This is a genomic window from Mesobacillus sp. QJM3NY_10 (assembly GCF_056173465.1).
The window spans coordinates 1,495,494-1,511,878 of record NZ_CM149675.1; the positions used below are offsets into that span (position 1 = coordinate 1,495,494).

Consider the following 16,385-nt stretch of genomic DNA (forward strand, 5'->3'; position numbering starts at 1 on the left):
AAAAACTCCCCCTTATAGATTGATATTTATTTTAACCGCGACCGTTTCCTGGTCTACTCCAATAAAATGCTTTGTTTCTGATGGCGAGGCATGCTGTAGTCTTTTTTGGATGAGTGAAATTGCAACACCCTGGGAGTAGGCATGATAGCCAAATGTTTTCCTGAGAGTGGTCATTCCTACCGGTTCATCAATTCCGGCATTTTTGGCTGCCGCATTGATAATCCTGTAGGCTTGTTGTCTTGTAATTGGGTTAGAAGTTTTTCTCGACCTAAAAAGATAGTCTGTATCAATAAAAGAATTTTCATTTAAATATTTTTTTAGGGACCGCCTTATAGAGGCATTTAAGTAAACAGGAGGATTGCAATAGAGAGGAATGGAAAGAAAGTCTGTAATTTCTCCATCTTTATCGCATACATCGTGGACTCGCAGACTAAGTAATTCCTGAAGTTTGATTCCAGTATTGATACCAAGTAAAAACAAACAATAATCCCTGGTTGAGTGATTTTCGAGGAATTTTTTCATAAAGTTAATTTTCTTTTTGGATTTAATTGCACTTACCGTTTTCATTAAATCACTTCCTTAAGTAACTTAATTATATCTTAAATCAAGTTTTGTAACATACGTTTTGCTTGATAAAGATTTATTTGTTACTCTACTGTCAAATGTTATAATGAACAGAATCTAAAAATTTGTTATTAATCTGGAGGCAATTATGCTGACTTTTGAACAGAAACTTGCAATTATTGAATCATTTCCTCAACTTGAACGAAAAAATGTCTCTTTAGGCCGTGTTAACTTTCATTATGCTGAGAGCATATACGACAAGAAAAATGTTGTATATCACCTTCACCCAAATGGGAATGGGTTTGTCTATGGTGAATTTTTAGAAGGCTATGACTTCGACTCTAAAGGTATGGTAAATATCCGCGATTTTTCTGAGAGAGAGCTCAAAACGATTATTGAACAGTCGATTGAGTCTCTTTCGGCCAACAGCACCATTGAATCAGCCATCATAGAGGACAATGAAGAGGAACGCTGGATTAATTCAGAAAACCACACATTGTTACTTGTACATGAAGATGAAATGTGGAATGTGTATGCTGGTCTGAACCTTGATGGTACATTCCTTTCTTACAATGAAGCCAAACAATATTTAGAAGAAGAAGGATTCAGGAAAAGATAAAAAAGGATGCCGCAGTGGCATCCTTTTTTCTATTAAAAGTAATCGATTTTTTTGAGTAGCCTATAATTTGAAATTCCCTGTCAGTTTTTCTAATTCCGTTGCTGTTCGCTGGAGAATCTTTGTCGTCTCGTTTACATTTTCTGCAATTCTGAGCTGCTCTTGTGTGGACTGGTCTGTCTGTCCTGTGCCTGCAGCAATCTGCTGGGATGCTTGAGAGACTGTATCAAGGGAATTAGTTATTTGTTCAAAAGCGATAACCTGCTGTTCAATGGCAGTTGCGATGTTATTGGAGTTGTCCTCAATCTCCAATGTTGTTTCATAGATTTCATTAAGTGTATTTTTTGCCTTAGCTGATAGGTCTTTATTGTATTGTACAGCTTCTCTCGTTTTTGTGATGTAGTCAACTGCTGTACGAGTGTTCTGGACATTTTCGTTAACGATGGAAATGATAGTGGATGCCGATTTTGCGCTTTCCTCAGCAAGCTTCCGCACTTCGTTTGCTACAACAGCGAAGCCTTTTCCGTGTTCTCCAGCCCTTGCAGCTTCAATGGCTGCGTTCAACGCCAAAAGGTTTGTCTGATCAGAGATTGTATTGATGATTTTGACGAACTGTGTGATTTTGTCTGATTGTTTTTCAAGTACGGTAATAATGTCAGCCAGTTGGTTTGTATTTTCATCAACAGCTTCTAGTCCTTCAAGCATCTCGTCGATTCTTACGGTTCCTTCTTTTGAAGTTACCGTTGAATTTTTAGCTATGAAGCTTGCCTGCTGAGCAGATGCGTTGATTTCTTCGATACCGGCGTTGATTTCTTCCAATGTTGCCTGCATTTCTTCAATGTTGGCGTTCTGTTCCTGTGTGCTTGCGGCCGCCTGCTGATTAGCTGATGTCAGTTCCCTGATAGCTTCTACCGAACTTGAGGCTATCTTGGACAACCCAACTGTTTCATCTGAAACTTCCCTTGAACTTGTTTGCACCTGGGAAACGAGGGTTCTAAGGGAGGCAGCCATTGTATTGATACTTTCAGCGAGTGTTCCAATTTCATCTTTTGATTTAACGATGATATCATCTTGTGATAAGTCACCTTTTGCAATGTTGGCTGTTAAATCCTTGATGTTATTCAGTGGTTTGATGAGCCTGGACACAAGGAAATACATAGCTGCGCTTGAGAGGGCGAGGATAATAAGAGATAGAATCCAAATGCCTGCCACCTCAGCATTAATCTTTTTATTTACCTGAGAAACGTCAAATTCAACTCCATAAAGGGCAATTGTTTTTCCTGCCATATCAGTGATTGGCGCAAATCCGGTCATTTTTGAGCCGTTTTGAGATTGGTATATTGCAGTAGTTGTCCTTTTATTTTCCTTAAAAGCTTCTAGGGCTGCCTGATCAAAATCCTTGCCGCCAGAATAATTTGAACCATATGTGATATCCTTGGACATCATGGCTGAGCTCATTGTTGGGATCGCAAATTTATCCCCATCCATCGTTATTAAATAAAGATTATGTATTAATGGGTTTTCCTTTAATATTTGATCCATTTGTTTCTGCATGGAGGTGACACCTGGATTGTTTTTTGAAGGATTGGTAATGATTGTTTTTGCTTTCCCTGCAGAAACCTGATCCGATAACAGGCTTGATATTGTATTAAGTTCTGCTTCCATCGAATCCATGTTGCTAGTCCTGATAGTGTATTGCGCATAGAATGTTGTAGCCAATGCAAGGAGCAGCATTGAGATTATGCTTAAAGATACAATCTTTAGTTTAAGACTCATATTTTTGTTAAATCTTTTTTTTCTTGATTTCTTCGTAATTACTGTTTTTTTTGCAGTGTTCTTCTTCTTCTTGAAAAGCAATTTGTCCACTCCCTCTGATCGTAGGCGATAAAAATTTCTGCGAGAACAACTTTACCATGCAGGGACTTCAAGAATCGGATTGAATCCTGAATTGTTCTCATATTATTGTTATTTTCGGCAATATTCAAAATTAGTTAAGGAAAATGGGCTAATTAGTCGTATATTTTTAGGCTGCAGTGACTGCCAAAAGGTATCATAATCACATGTACTCTGAAGAATAACCCATCTGCATCAATTTTTAGAGAGTTGACTTCAGTTTTTCATGGTGCTCCCGTAACCTTTGCTGTTTACAATACGTGGCATTGCTCAACCAGCCCATTTATAAATATATTCTACTCCAGATACCAATAATAAGTGTGGATTGATTCACGTTTTTCCTCTATTATGCGTTAGCTGTTTATTATAAGGGTATAATTTAAAAAATGGACAAAAAATCATGGTGCTGAAGGAATACATTCTTTTGATCATCATTCCGTTTTGAATGGAGTACTGTCTTCTAGGAGGTGACTGCCTTACGAATGTAGGGCTTGCCCATTGATTATTACTAATTTATTTTTAGTTGTTTTATTAATTGCGTTAACTGGCTTTTTCGTAGCGACAGAGTTTGCGATTGTAAAGGTGAGGAGTTCAAGAATTGACCAACTCATAGCTGAAGGAAGGAAAGGAGCACATTCGGCAAAGCATGTGATCACGCATCTCGATGAGTATCTATCGGCCTGTCAGCTTGGTATTACGATTACAGCTCTCGGCCTGGGTTGGCTCGGGGAACCGACGGTTGAAGAGATGCTTCATCCTGTGTTTGAGCGCTTTCATCTTAATCCATCATTATCCAGTATATTATCGTTCGGAATCGCCTTTGCTTCGATCACTTTTTTGCATGTGGTAGTGGGGGAGCTGGCTCCAAAAACGGTAGCAATTCAAAAAGCGGAGGCAGTTACCCTTGCATTTTCCAAGCCAATCATCGGGTTTTATAAAATTATGTACCCGTTCATTTGGGCATTGAATGGATCAGCCAGGATTCTAGTCGGCTTGTTTGGTTTAAAGTCTGCATCTGAGCATGAAATTGCCCATTCTGAGGAAGAGCTTCGGATTCTGTTGTCGGAGAGCTATGAAAGTGGTGAGATCAATCAAAATGAACTGAACTATGTTAATAATATATTTGAGTTTGATGAGCGAATAGCCAAAGAAATCATGGTGCCCCGGACTGAAATTGTCACGTTTGATATTTCAGATGATATTGATACGATTATTGATGTGATCCAAAAAGAGAAATATACACGATATCCAGTCATAGATGGCGAGAAGGACAATATAGTAGGGATGATCAATATCAAGGAGATACTCACTGCTAAATTGACACGTAAGGATCTTCAAAAAGAATCGATTCTGTCATCATTTATTAAGCCTGTCATCAGAGTCATCGAAACCATTCCAATCCATGATTTGCTCGTCAAAATGCAGAAAGAACGCATTCATATGGCCATCTTGATTGATGAATATGGCGGCACATCCGGATTGGTGACTGTCGAGGACATCCTTGAAGAGATTGTTGGAGACATCCGTGATGAATTTGATGTGGACGAAATCGCCGAAATCAGAAAAGTAAATGAAAACCACTATCTATTCAGCTCAAGAGTTTTGATTGATGAAGTAAATGACCTATTAGGAATCTATATATCAGAAGAAGAAGTAGATACTATAGGCGGATGGTTCATGACAAAGAACATTGATGCCGAAATTGGTGATGAAATCGAGGAACAAGGCTATATTTTCAAGATTATCGAAATCGACGAATATCATATTGCCTATTTAGAGGTTTTAAAAATGGACGCAGATGAAAAGCCGGACTAATTCCGGCTTTTTCTTTTTTTGAAATTATATTTAGTTGTGGATAACTACATGTAGTCTTCTTAATCTAGCTCCAGCGCCTAGCCCCTCGAGTCGCTTAGGTCCGCCCAATGAAGTCAAAGAACAACTTCACCAGTCGGCCCTCCAGCGCTTGTCCGGGCTGAACGAGGTGCTTGCGCTTTTTGTTCTTTTGCTCTAAAAAGGACGTGGCTAATATTGGCAAGTCCTAAATAGTTTGAGTTCCTGTCCATGCCGGGTAAGAATACATTACCGGGGCAACCGGATGAATCATAAATTGAAATGGAGGAATTTAAAATGGCTAAAAAAGTAGTTGGAGTATATGATAATCAAACAGAACTAATTGAAGCAATTGAAGAACATAAAAACAAAGGCTATGCCGTTCAGGATTTCTCAATCATCGGTGATACAAATGATGTTACCACTGCACTTGAAAGCAGAACAGGTGTAACGACTGAAAATATCGGAACTGATACTGACGACCATAGGGAAGGCGGTTTCTGGCAAAGCTTGATGACAGCATTTGACGCAGACAGAAATTTGGGCGGCAATGAGCCTTCCATTTCCGATCGTCTGGTCGGTGTAGGCTTAACAGATGACGCGGCAAGAGAATACGAAGAAGATGTCCGAAATGGACGCATCATCCTTTTAGCAGAAACGGCTGCATCTGGCCTTGATGTTGAAGAAACAGGATATGTAACCGATACATCAGTAACAGGAGCTTATAATACTGATACTTCAGTGACAGGAACAAATGATAATACTGATACTTCAGTGAGAGGAACGTATGATAATACTGATACTTCAGTGAGAGGAACTTATGATAATACTGATGAGCAGACATTGAGGTTAAGAGAAGAGCAGCTTGATGTATCCAAAGAAAGGGTACAGGCAGGTGAAGTTGAAGTCCACAAGGAAGTAGTAGAAGAGCAGCAGAAAGTAAACATTCCAGTCACACGTGAAGAAGTTTACGTGGAGAGACGTGATGTGAATGAGACTGCTTCTGGCATGGATGCTTCGGTTGATGACGATGAAACGATCCGTGTACCTATTATGGAAGAGAAGGTAGAGGTTACTAAGAAACCGGTTGTTTCTGAAGAGCTTGTCATTGGTAAGCGAGAAGTGACAGATACTGAACAAGTCGTCGAAAGTGTAAAGCATGAAGAAGCACATCTCGAATCTGACGACGATCGTGTGGTCAATGAAGCAGACCTTGACCGCAATCGTGACTCTCTTAAAAATTCAACTGACCTAGACCGTGACGGTTTAAATAATCCTTCAGGTATGTACCGTGACGGTTACAAGAAAAAGTAAACATATCCTGGAAAATAAGAAAAGACGCCCAAAAGGCGTCTTTTCTGCGTATTGAGGCGACTGACTGCACGCCACATCGTGCATTTCCATAAAGGAGTGTCTGTCGGCTTACACAATTCAGCTCATCGCTTGATAAATATAACACGTTGACGAAGCATTAGCAAGAAGAAGTTTAATGGTGAATTCTTCTTGTTTCATGTTCATTTCATGCTGGGTATTAAGGTATAAAGAATTAGAGAAGGGGCACATCATGAAGAAAAAAACAGTACTTATTTCATCTCTTATACTAATTATTTTCGTCTCACTGGCTGCATTCAGTATGGTCAACCCTAAAAAAGGGGAAGGGGACAGACTGGTAGTAGCATTTGGAGACTCGCTCACCTATGGCTATGGTGATCAGAAGGGCTCGGGTTATATTGATACACTGCAAACCAAGGTGAACAACCAAAACAAAAAGTACTACAACTTTGATAATGAAGCTATTTATGGTCTTGAATCTTCTGGTATCCTTACCCAGCTATCTGATGTCAGTATTAGAGGAAAACTTGATGATGCAACCCATTTTATCCTTTTTATCGGTACTAATGATTTGATCAATAGTAATGGCGGGAATTTAGAGAATCTGAAGCATGGGAAAATAGAAAAAGGGCAGGCAGATTATTTGCGGAACTTGAGGGCAATTCTCAATATTTTGAGTGATAAAAACGAGACAGCGCCGATCCTCCTGCTGGGTCTCTTTAATCCCTACCCCGACAGTGCCCCAATTGAAGCGGTGATTGATGATTGGAATGAAAAAATAAAAAAAACCGCTAAAAATGAAAAAAGGGTCGTTTACATTCCAACCAATGACCTGTTTAAAGGGAAAGATAAACAACAATATTTCAGTGATTCGCTTCATTTGAATGATAAAGGATACAAACTGATCACTGATCGCATTTTAGATAAATACAATTTTGAATAGGATCTCCGGATTTTTTATATAAGGCTTTGTTATAGGATGACTGCCTGGCAAAATCTACTGCCAGGTTTTTTAACTTGAAAAAAATTTCCATGAAACCAAGAATGGAGGGAATTCGTTATATAATAGATTAAAAGAATAGCTGAAAGGAATTTTAACGTGAAAAAGAAATTATTTGGGAACGCATCCATCACTTTTTTGCTGGTTGTGGCTGCGCTCCTTTTATATTATCAATTCCTCACCCAGCCTAAACTTAATGAGGATGTTCCATTGCCACAGGAACTGCATCCAGTTGTCCAGGAGAATAAGGATGTGCTCATCCAGATGGCAGCAGAGAGAGGCATAAGGGTCTTGGTAACTGATGGTTTCCGAAGTTTCGAAGAACAGAATCAGTTAAATGAAAAGGGAAGATCTAAAGAAGGCCAAATAGTCACACATGCTAAAGGCGGGGAGTCTTACCATAATTTTGGTCTGGCAATCGACTTCGCGTTATTGAATAAACAAGGAAAAGCCCTATGGGACACTACTTATGACGGAAATGGCAATGGGAAATCAGATTGGATGGAAGTAGTAGGCATTGCCAAGGAGCTCGGATTTACTTGGGGAGGAGACTGGACACACTTTAAGGATTATCCGCACCTGGAAATGCGATTTGGCCTGACAATAAATGACTTAAAACGCGGCCATCGTCCTCCGGAAGATGCGTTGACTGCTTCACAAAATTAAGCATCGGGGCCATGAGGCTCCGATGCTTTTTAGGGTTAATAACAATCAAGGTGAAAACATCTCTGAATGGTTATTTTTGTTTGGAAATAGCCAACTCTGAATGTGGTTTTCCTACCTTCAGGAATTGCTTGATGACCAGTCCTGCTCCTCCAAGAACGAAAAGGTAACGAGCTTCGATCACCTGCTTCATTAAGGCAGCGAATAAACCGCTAATCTTCAAACCGAAGACTTTTCCGACAGCTGCTTTGTTACCGATGGAAGCGACTGTACCTTTGTGGTGGTATTCGAATGCTTTGAGTTGTTCACCTCTCAAGCTGGCAATTAAATTTGGTCCACAAACCTCCGCCTGTTGAATGGCCACCTGCGCAGTCGGAGGGAGTGGGGTTCCATCTTCTTTCACGAATAACGCAGCGTCTCCGATACAAAAAACATTTTCCATTCCTTTTACCCGTAAAAACTTATCAATGATGATGCGGCCCTTCGAAATAGGCAAATCCAGTTTTTCAAGGAGGGTATTGCCCCGGACACCTCCCGACCAAATCAATGTCCTTGAAGGAAGTTCTTCGCCGTTGTCCAATGTTATGGAAGTCGGAGAACATTCAAGGATCTTCGTAGAGGTCATCAGCTCTACACCATTCTTTTTAAAATAGCTTTCTGTAAAATCTATTGCCTCTTTATCGAATCCTGGCAGAACTGATGCAGACGCTTCTATATTGATAATTCTTGTCGCCGACACAGGTATATCATATTTGAGACAAAGCTTTGGCATTGCTTCTATAAGTTCGCCAATCATTTCTATTCCGGTAAAGCCCGCACCGGCAACTGCAAAAGTAAGTCTTGAAGGGTCTAGGTCCTCTTTATACGCTGCGAACTGTCTCAGCATATGATTGTATATGGCCTTCGTACTCCTGAAACTTTTGATTTTAAAAGCATTTTCTTCAACTCCAGGAATACCGAACGTACTCACATCGAAACCAAGACCAATCATCAGGTAATCATAATCGATACATTCACCAGACACGAGCTGGACTTTCTTTGAAGTAAAATCTACAGCTTGTACTGTTCCTTTTTTGAATTGGATTTTGTCTGTCTTAAGAAGGTCAGGTATATGTAAGGTGATTTTTTCGTCAGAGGCAGTGCCCGCACCTGTCTTATGAAGTTGTGTAGAAATATAGTGATAATCATGTTTATTGATCAAAGTAACTTGAGCTTCGCCGTTCCGTAAAGTTTTTTCAAGCTGGCGGCTAGTTATGAGTCCACCATATCCTGCACCTAAAATGACTACTTTTGGAGTTTGCATCGTTATTCCTTCTTTCTGGTTGTTTATTGTGAAATAATTCACATGTATAAGTAAAAAAATAAATAATTACCTGGTAGTTTGCGTGATTCTATTTGTGAAATTATTCACAAATAGGATCTACCAATAGATTACGATATTAATATATTTATATCAATACGTATTTACGATATAAATTCAACAAAAGTTTGACAAAACATCCAAAAAAGGAGGAGATGGAATAGCTCCATCTCCTGGCGGTGATTATAAATGGCTTTTTCGTAAAGATTGTTGTTAAAATCCTAAAGCCAATTTTAACGTAATATATACCCATTTTGCAGGTCGGTATTAAGTTTGCATGCTCTTTTCTCATAAAAAGCATCAACTTTACGAAGGAATTTATTCAATCAAATTTTGTACTCATTAGCAACAAAGTTTGAGAAAAGAGCCTTATAAATTCATTGTTTCTGGTTCTCCATTATCGTTCATCAATCGAATGGTTTCTGGTTTTATTTCAAGAATAATGTATTCTGGGTCATTAGGGCTCTCAATCCATTTCTCCATTTTCTCATTCCAGAATTTTTCCTTAAGTGACTCTTCTTCACGGATTGAAGCTTTACCCTGTACCTCGATATAGGCATCACCCATTCCTTCACCTTCATATCCGAGCAGGATATGAACATAAGGGTTCCTTTCAATCTCTTCCGCTTTGTACGTTTCTTTGCTTGTCGGAGTGTATAATGTCAAATCCTCGTTGAAAAAGGTCATGTATCGGGAGTGTGGCTTATTCCCGACTACGGTTGCCAGCGTGCCAACCTTCGATTCACCAAGGACCTGAGTGATTTTTTCTTTTAAGTTTTGACTATCCATATGAATTCCTCCTTTTTTTGTACCTGCTTTTAATATTCTCTTTCTAAAGCTTCATAAACCAAAAAAGCCCTGGGATTCCCAGGGCGATTATTATAATTCATTGTCGATATCTACATTGTACTTCTTTTCGCTTGAAGAAGAATCTTTTGAGTGATGGCCATCCTTTTCCTCATGTTTTTCCTGGTTAAGGTCCTCCATCGGAATCGGATCCACAGTCAATTCACTTTTGAATTTGTCATGAAGACTTTCTGTCTTGGTTTCATATTGCTCAGGGTTGTCCATGTTTTTAGTATTATCAACTGGAATGTTCTTTTTATTTTCATTTCCCACGATGCTCACCTCTCTTTGATTTTTAAAAGCCTGGATCTTGCATTATTTTCATCTGGACATAACTTATTTATTGCTATTTGACTCTTGCTGAGGTTTTACAGGATCCCTTTGAGGCTCGATATCCTTGTTGTGTTCCTTTTTCTTCTCCTGTTCAGCTGAACCGTCGTTATTATTTTTATTTTTTTCTGTCATGATAAAAGCCTCCTTATCGCTGTGATTATAATAAAAATACCCTTTTATAGGTAATTAAAACAAACTTATTGTCGAGATTAACTCAAAGGTCGAAGATGGAAAATGCCAATCCAGGTTCCTTACAGGCAAGTAAATAAGATCGAGTCCTGTATGGTTTCAAGATTCTGTTCAATGTCTTTTCAGTCATTCACCTTCATATAGTTAGAATGTATGTTTAACTAGCGGAATATGGAGGGGGAGTGTGATGATAATCATCCGGTTTCCAGATTCGGCAAGCGGCCAGATGCTGCAGAATCTGTCTGGGAAACAGAAGGAAATATACAATGAACTAGACAATAGCCTGACGATGTTTGAATATGACACAACCTTTCAGCTTCTTTTCGAAATAAATCTAAGGGAGAAAATCATTGAAGCGGCATTGAAGCTTAAGGAGGCTTCAGTTGCCTTTACCTCATTCAAATATTCAAGGTTCAATCCAATTTATTGGACAAAAGGACCCAGAGGTTATTTGCTGAATCCAAATGTCCTGCCTTCTGAAGCGATTAATGATATTTATGAAAATGGTCAGGAATACGCATTCGAGTGCTCCACAGCAATGGTTATCATTTTTTACAAAGCCGTTCTGGATTCAATAAGGTTGTCGGATTTCAATTATTTATTCAGAGGGCTGCTTGTTTGGAATTGGAATTATGACCCTGATTTGGCCATCATAACGTTAGAAGGGAATGAGTTTATCCCTGGCGATGTGGTGTATTTCATGAATCCTGATTTTGATAAACCAATTTGGCGAGGAGAAAATGCTGTAGTCCTTGGAAATGGATTATATTATGGACATGGTATTGGAATAGGCACAGCCGAGGAAATGATTAAAGCTCTGAATACACTTCGGAAAGAAGGCTCCACTACCACCGCCTTTATGCTCCAGCAGCATAGCAGGCTGAATTTTAAATACTTATCCCAGTTTTCCAAGTGAATTAGGAAATAATAGTAAAAGACTGGCTAAATTGCCGGTCTTTTTTTCTATTTCCTTTTACTCATTTTTTATAAAAGAAAATCTTGTATCATTTACGAGGCATAGTTTTAAAATTTGGGGGAATATAAAAAGAGACATATTATATACATTTCTAATTCCGGCTGTGGAATTTATAGGCATGTTAAAAAGGGAGTTTTGGAAATGAGATTAACCAAGGTGCTTGAAGAGCTCGGCAGCAGTTTAAAGAAATACAGGAATGATGCAGACCCTGATTTGTCTGGAATCCAGATGGATTCACGTAAAGTGAAGCCAGGAGATTTATTTGTTGCGATAACAGGCTTCCAGATAGATGGCCACAAGTTTATTGATGAAGCTATAGACAATGGTGCTGCAGCTGTCATAGGTGAAAATGAGCTTGAACTTTCTGTGCCTTATATTCAGGTATTCGACAGCAGGCTTGCACTGGGAAGGGCAGCGAGTGCATTTTATCAACACCCGTCGAGGAAGCATACGGTGATTGGCATCACTGGAACAAATGGGAAAACGACCGTTTCTTACATTTTAAAGCACATCCTAGAGCATACGGGCAAAAGCTGCTCTCTCCTGGGGACTGTGTCTTATATTATAAATAATGAAGTGTACAAGCCTTCCAATACCACTCCGGATGCTTTACAAATTCAGGAATTGATTTCGAAAAGCAATGATGAATTTGTTGTTTTGGAGGTGTCATCACATGCCCTGAAGCAATACAGAATTGAGGGACTTGAGCTGGATTATGGGTTGTTCACGAACTTATCCCATGATCACCTCGATTACCATCCGACAATTGAAGATTACTTCGAGGCCAAAACATTGATGTATAACTACATGAAAAAAGAGGGTTCGGCTGTTGTCAGCAGGTTGAGCGAGTGGGGTGACAGGCTGGACAGTATATTAAAAGCTAAAGAAATACCGGTATATTCAATTGGTTATGATGACATACACGATTTGAAAATTGAGGACATTAAATTGAACGGAGAAAGCAGATTTGACATCCAAATGGGAGGAATCACCTACCCTTTGACTTTTCCATCTCCAGGTCTACACAATGTCTATAATGCTGCAATGGCCTTCTTGACAGCCGTAAAAATCGGCATCAGTCCTGATGCGATTACTGAAGCGCTAAAATCTTTCCCTGGCGTGCCTGGAAGGTTCGAGATGATTACTCATCCAGAAGGTGCTACTTTCATCGTCGATTATGCACATACTAAGGATGCGATTGAATACTGTCTGCAAGCAGCACAAGAGCATGAGGCAGTTAAGGTAAAGCATATCTTTGGCTTCCGTGGAGAGCGGGACAAGACAAAAAGAGAGGATATGATCAAAGCGTCGGCCGCAATGAGTGATGAATTCACCTTGACCTTCGATGACTTGAACGGAATATCCGAAGAAGAGATGGCCAATGAATTAAAGGAACTGAATGAACGATTTGGCATGAACAAAGGAAAAGTCATTACAGACAGGACCTTGGCGATCAGGGAGGCATGGGAAAACGCCCGCAGAGGGGAGTGGATCCTTATCACTGGTAAAGGACCTGAGGAGTATCAGTCAATGTATGAACTTCCTACATCGTCAGATAAAGAAACACTGTTATATTTAAAAAAATTGCAAAATAAGGAAAAGGTAATTGGTTGATGCAAAGCAGGCTGAATAAAAATCAGCCTGTTTTTTTAAAGGGAAATTAAACTCCTTGCCGTAAACTGACACAAATTATCCTTCTATTAATGACAATAATATGAAATGTGAAGTGCGTCACTCCAATATTTTACCGGCATCTCTTATGATAAAAGTAAGCAAGACAATTGACCTGACTAATGTGGAGGAGGTACTCAATATGGATAAAAAAGAAATTTATAAAATGCTTGAAGAAATAGAAGAACCGATGCTTGGAGTCGATATTGTGAACCTTGGCCTCGTCTATGAAGTCTGCGTCAAGGATGATAGGGATGTCGAAATCGTTATGACTACAAGAAATGAAGATTGCATGCTTGCCGATTATATTGCCCTCTCTGCTCGTGAACACCTGGCTGGGCAGATGGATAACCTCGAGCATATTGATATCAAAATGGTCTCAGTACCAAAATGGACACAAGACAGGATGTCCAAGTACGCGAAATATTTACTGGATTTGTAAAATACCAACTAAAAAAACCTCTAAAGGTTGCGGAATCGCAATCTTTTTTTATTGTTTTGTGTTAGAGTTTATTTCATGATTTTAGTCAGAAGTCGCTCTAGGTTCGGACAAAACACTGGTTCCATCTCAAGAATTTGTCCGAAGTCGCATCATGTTCGGACAAAACACAGGTTCCATCTCAAGATTTTGTCCGAAGACACACCATGTTCGGACAAAAGGCCGGCTCCGTCTCAAGAATTTGTCCGAAGTCACATCAAGTTCGGACAAAACACTAGCTCTATCTCAAGATTTTGTCCGAAGTCGCACCATGTTCGGACAAAAGGCCGGATGCCTATCAGGAATTTGTCTGAAGTCACATCAAGTTCAGACAAAAGGCCCGCTCCGTCTCTAGAATTTGTCCGAAGTCACACCAGGTTCGGACAAAACACTGGTACCATCTTAAGATTTTGTCCGAAGTCACACCAGGTTCGGACAAAACGCTAGCTCTATCTCAAGATTTTGTCCGAAGTCACACCATGTTCGGACAAAACACTAGTTCCATCTCAAGAATTTGTCTGAAGTCACATCAAGTTCGGACAAAACACTGGTTCCATCTCAAGAATTTGTCCGAAGTCACACCATGTTCGGACAAAAGGCCGGCTCCGTCTCATGAATTTGTCCGAAGTCGCATCATGTTCGGACAAAACACAGGTTCCATCTCAAGATTTTGTCCGAAGACACATCAAGTTCGGACAAAAGGCCGGCTTCCTCTCATGAATTTGTCCGAAGTCACATCAAGTTCGGACAAAAGGCCGGATGCCTATCATGAATTTGTCCGAAGTCACACCAGGTTCGGACAAAACACTGGTTCCATCCCAAGATTTTGTCCGAAGTCACACCAGGTTCGGACAAAACACTGGTACCATCTCAAGATTTTTTCCGAAGTCGCACCATGTTCGGACAAAAGACCGGCTCCGTCTCATGAATTTGTCCGAAGTCACACTAGGTTCGGACAAAAGGCCGGCTTCCTCTCATGAATTTGTCCGAAGTCACACCAAGTTCGGACAAAAGGCCGGCTCCGTCTCATGAATATGTCCGAATACACACCAGGTTTAGACAAAACATCCATGGAATTTTTTCCATACCCTAATATAATCTTACGTTTATTCGAATTGTCTTTTAGAATAAGAGTTGGGGGAATACTGGAGGCATTTAAAATGATTTATAAAAAAATAGCTGGGATCCGCATGTGGCAGTTGAACAGGACACTGAAAAAACTGGCTTTCGCAAGAATGGAGCTGGAAAAACAGATGCGGAAGGAATTGATTGTGGTCCTTCTGGAGCCTAAAAAAGAGAACGTACTTGCGACTGCGGAAGAGAAGAAAGAAATCGAGCGAGCGGTTCAGGAATTAAGCGGGTTCGAGACGTTAAAGTTGTGTCTGCTGGAAGATTGCAAACCAGTGTACATGGAGAAAGTGAACAATAATGGTGTTTCAAGATGGCTGGAAATCCCGGTCAAACCTTTGATTACATATGAATTTCTAAATGAAACACAGGAAAGTCAGGTAAAAATAGGATAGGCATAATCTGCGAAGAAGAGGACCAATCAAGGTTCTCTTTTTTTGTGTCCATGTTATTCAGCACGTCCTTTTTTACTAAATATATAATCTTTTACACTTAGATTAGTGTCTAGCTCCAGCGCGCCTAGCCCCTCGAGACGTTTCGGTCCTGCCAATGAAGTCAAAGAGCGACTTCACAGTCAGGCCCTCCAACGCTTGTCGGAGTTGGGCAGACGCCTTCGCTTTTCGAGTTCGGTCCTGCCAATGAAGTCAAAGAGCGACTTCACAGTCAGGCCCTCCAACGCTTGTCGGAGTTGGGCAGACGCCTTCGCTTTTCGAGTTCGGTCCTGCCAATGAAGTCAAAGAGCGACTTCACAGTCAGGCCCTCCAACGCTTGTCGGAGTTGGGCAGACGCCTTCGCTTTTCGAGTTCGGTCCTGCCAATGAAGTCAAAGAGCGACTTCACAGTCAGGCCCTCCAACGCTTGTCGGAGTTGGGCAGTCGCCTTCGCTTTTCGAGTTCGGTCCTGCCAATGAAGTCAAAAAACGACTTCACTGTCAAGCCCTCTAAGGCACAGGACGTGCAAACCCGCCAGCCACACGATGTGGCGTTTTAGGCGGGCAGCGCTTTTCGGGCTGATCAAGGCGCTTGCGCTTTTCATAATTGGGCTAGTATTTTTTTTGGTGTTTAATTGCACAAATGTCCCGGCCTGAATAGGATATAGGGACACAAAAAAAGGAGGTTGTTACGATGTCTGAAGGATGCGGCTATGGTGGCGGTTTCGCCCTGCTTGTAGTATTGTTCATTCTTTTAATCATAATCGGAGCGTCTTGGGGTTTCGGTTACTAAATTTTGAATAAGTAAACTTCATTAGGAGGTTTTATGATGTACGGATACAGCGGAGGCTGTGGATGTGGCGGTTACGGCGTAGGAGGAGCTGGATACGGCAGCGGTTTTGTTTTGATCGTTGTGCTGTTTATCCTCTTGATCATCGTCGGCTGCTCATGCTATCGCTAATAAAAAAACATGGAAAGAGGCTGTTACAAAGGGTCATGATGACTGTTGACAGCCTCTTTCTTTTTTGCGCTAGGATTAATTCAAGGTTCGAAATTATCCATAAGTGATATGCATTT

At 40.4% G+C, this 16,385-nt stretch carries 17 protein-coding genes; 11 read left to right on the plus strand and 6 right to left on the minus strand.

The features are described 5' to 3' along the window. Positions 1-12 precede the first annotated feature (12 nt). Positions 13-567 carry a tyrosine-type recombinase/integrase gene (locus AC0VX7_RS07430; protein ID WP_475427308.1) on the minus strand — a complete coding sequence of 185 codons (555 nt, stop codon included), beginning with the start codon at positions 565-567 and terminating at the stop codon, positions 13-15. 145 nt (positions 568-712) lie between these two features. Here AC0VX7_RS07430 and AC0VX7_RS07435 point away from each other — a divergent pair, with 145 nt between their 5' ends. Continuing rightward, positions 713-1,183, plus strand: coding sequence for a hypothetical protein (locus AC0VX7_RS07435; protein WP_475427309.1), 471 nt, complete (start codon positions 713-715; stop codon positions 1,181-1,183). 60 nt (positions 1,184-1,243) lie between these two features. Here AC0VX7_RS07435 and AC0VX7_RS07440 read toward each other — a convergent pair whose 3' ends face one another. After that, positions 1,244-3,037: a methyl-accepting chemotaxis protein gene (locus AC0VX7_RS07440; protein WP_475427310.1), complete on the minus strand. Its 1,794-nt coding sequence runs from the start codon at positions 3,035-3,037 to the stop codon at positions 1,244-1,246. A gap of 534 nt (positions 3,038-3,571) precedes the next feature. Here AC0VX7_RS07440 and AC0VX7_RS07445 point away from each other — a divergent pair. From AC0VX7_RS07445 to AC0VX7_RS07460, 4 genes are all read left to right on the plus strand, one after another. After that, entirely contained in the window at positions 3,572-4,888 is a 1,317-nt protein-coding gene (locus AC0VX7_RS07445; RefSeq protein WP_475427311.1) for a hemolysin family protein, read from the plus strand. A 312-nt stretch (positions 4,889-5,200) separates the two neighbouring features. Continuing rightward, positions 5,201-6,217 (plus strand): YsnF/AvaK domain-containing protein, encoded by a 1,017-nt coding sequence (locus tag AC0VX7_RS07450; RefSeq protein WP_475427312.1) that lies wholly within the window; start codon positions 5,201-5,203, stop codon positions 6,215-6,217. A gap of 250 nt (positions 6,218-6,467) precedes the next feature. After that, positions 6,468-7,178, plus strand: coding sequence for a GDSL-type esterase/lipase family protein (locus AC0VX7_RS07455; protein WP_475427313.1), 711 nt, complete (start codon positions 6,468-6,470; stop codon positions 7,176-7,178). 156 nt (positions 7,179-7,334) lie between these two features. Beyond that, on the plus strand, positions 7,335-7,901 hold the full coding sequence (locus AC0VX7_RS07460; protein ID WP_475427314.1) for a M15 family metallopeptidase: 567 nt from the start codon (positions 7,335-7,337) through the stop codon (positions 7,899-7,901). Positions 7,902-7,971: 70 nt separating this feature from the next. On the opposite strand, the gene AC0VX7_RS07465 is transcribed toward AC0VX7_RS07460, so the two are convergent. The 4 genes from AC0VX7_RS07465 to AC0VX7_RS07480 form a co-directional block, all read right to left on the minus strand. Beyond that, positions 7,972-9,201, minus strand: coding sequence for an NAD(P)/FAD-dependent oxidoreductase (locus AC0VX7_RS07465; RefSeq protein WP_475427315.1), 1,230 nt, complete (start codon positions 9,199-9,201; stop codon positions 7,972-7,974). Between the two features lie 426 nt (positions 9,202-9,627). Beyond that, the gene (locus AC0VX7_RS07470; RefSeq protein WP_475427316.1) at positions 9,628-10,047 is read right to left on the minus strand and encodes a pyridoxamine 5'-phosphate oxidase family protein; all 420 of its coding nucleotides are present in this window, start codon (positions 10,045-10,047) and stop codon (positions 9,628-9,630) included. A gap of 90 nt (positions 10,048-10,137) precedes the next feature. After that, positions 10,138-10,329 (minus strand): hypothetical protein, encoded by a 192-nt coding sequence (locus tag AC0VX7_RS07475; protein WP_041965005.1) that lies wholly within the window; start codon positions 10,327-10,329, stop codon positions 10,138-10,140. 111 nt (positions 10,330-10,440) lie between these two features. Beyond that, positions 10,441-10,569, minus strand: a complete 129-nt coding sequence (locus AC0VX7_RS07480; RefSeq protein ID WP_215033294.1) for a 3-methyladenine DNA glycosylase — start codon at positions 10,567-10,569, stop codon at positions 10,441-10,443. 244 nt (positions 10,570-10,813) lie between these two features. Between AC0VX7_RS07480 and AC0VX7_RS07485 the strand changes: the two genes are divergently transcribed. The 6 genes from AC0VX7_RS07485 (at position 10,814) to AC0VX7_RS07510 (ending at position 16,269) form a co-directional block, all read left to right on the plus strand. Next, positions 10,814-11,542: a protein-glutamine gamma-glutamyltransferase gene (locus tag AC0VX7_RS07485; RefSeq protein WP_475427317.1), complete on the plus strand. Its 729-nt coding sequence runs from the start codon at positions 10,814-10,816 to the stop codon at positions 11,540-11,542. A 201-nt stretch (positions 11,543-11,743) separates the two neighbouring features. Beyond that, entirely contained in the window at positions 11,744-13,216 is a 1,473-nt protein-coding gene (locus tag AC0VX7_RS07490; protein ID WP_475427318.1) for a UDP-N-acetylmuramoyl-L-alanyl-D-glutamate--2,6-diaminopimelate ligase, read from the plus strand. A gap of 199 nt (positions 13,217-13,415) precedes the next feature. Next, positions 13,416-13,715 carry a metal-sulfur cluster assembly factor gene (locus AC0VX7_RS07495; protein ID WP_475427319.1) on the plus strand — a complete coding sequence of 100 codons (300 nt, stop codon included), beginning with the start codon at positions 13,416-13,418 and terminating at the stop codon, positions 13,713-13,715. Between the two features lie 1,196 nt (positions 13,716-14,911). Further along, on the plus strand, positions 14,912-15,274 hold the full coding sequence (locus AC0VX7_RS07500) for a hypothetical protein (protein WP_475427320.1): 363 nt from the start codon (positions 14,912-14,914) through the stop codon (positions 15,272-15,274). Positions 15,275-16,002: 728 nt separating this feature from the next. After that, complete coding sequence (locus AC0VX7_RS07505; RefSeq protein WP_023615168.1) at positions 16,003-16,101, plus strand: YjcZ family sporulation protein; 99 nt, start codon at positions 16,003-16,005, stop codon at positions 16,099-16,101. A gap of 36 nt (positions 16,102-16,137) precedes the next feature. Next, a complete protein-coding gene (locus AC0VX7_RS07510) occupies positions 16,138-16,269 on the plus strand; it encodes a YjcZ family sporulation protein (RefSeq protein ID WP_215033279.1) in 132 nt (43 codons plus the stop codon). Positions 16,270-16,385 lie beyond the last annotated feature (116 nt).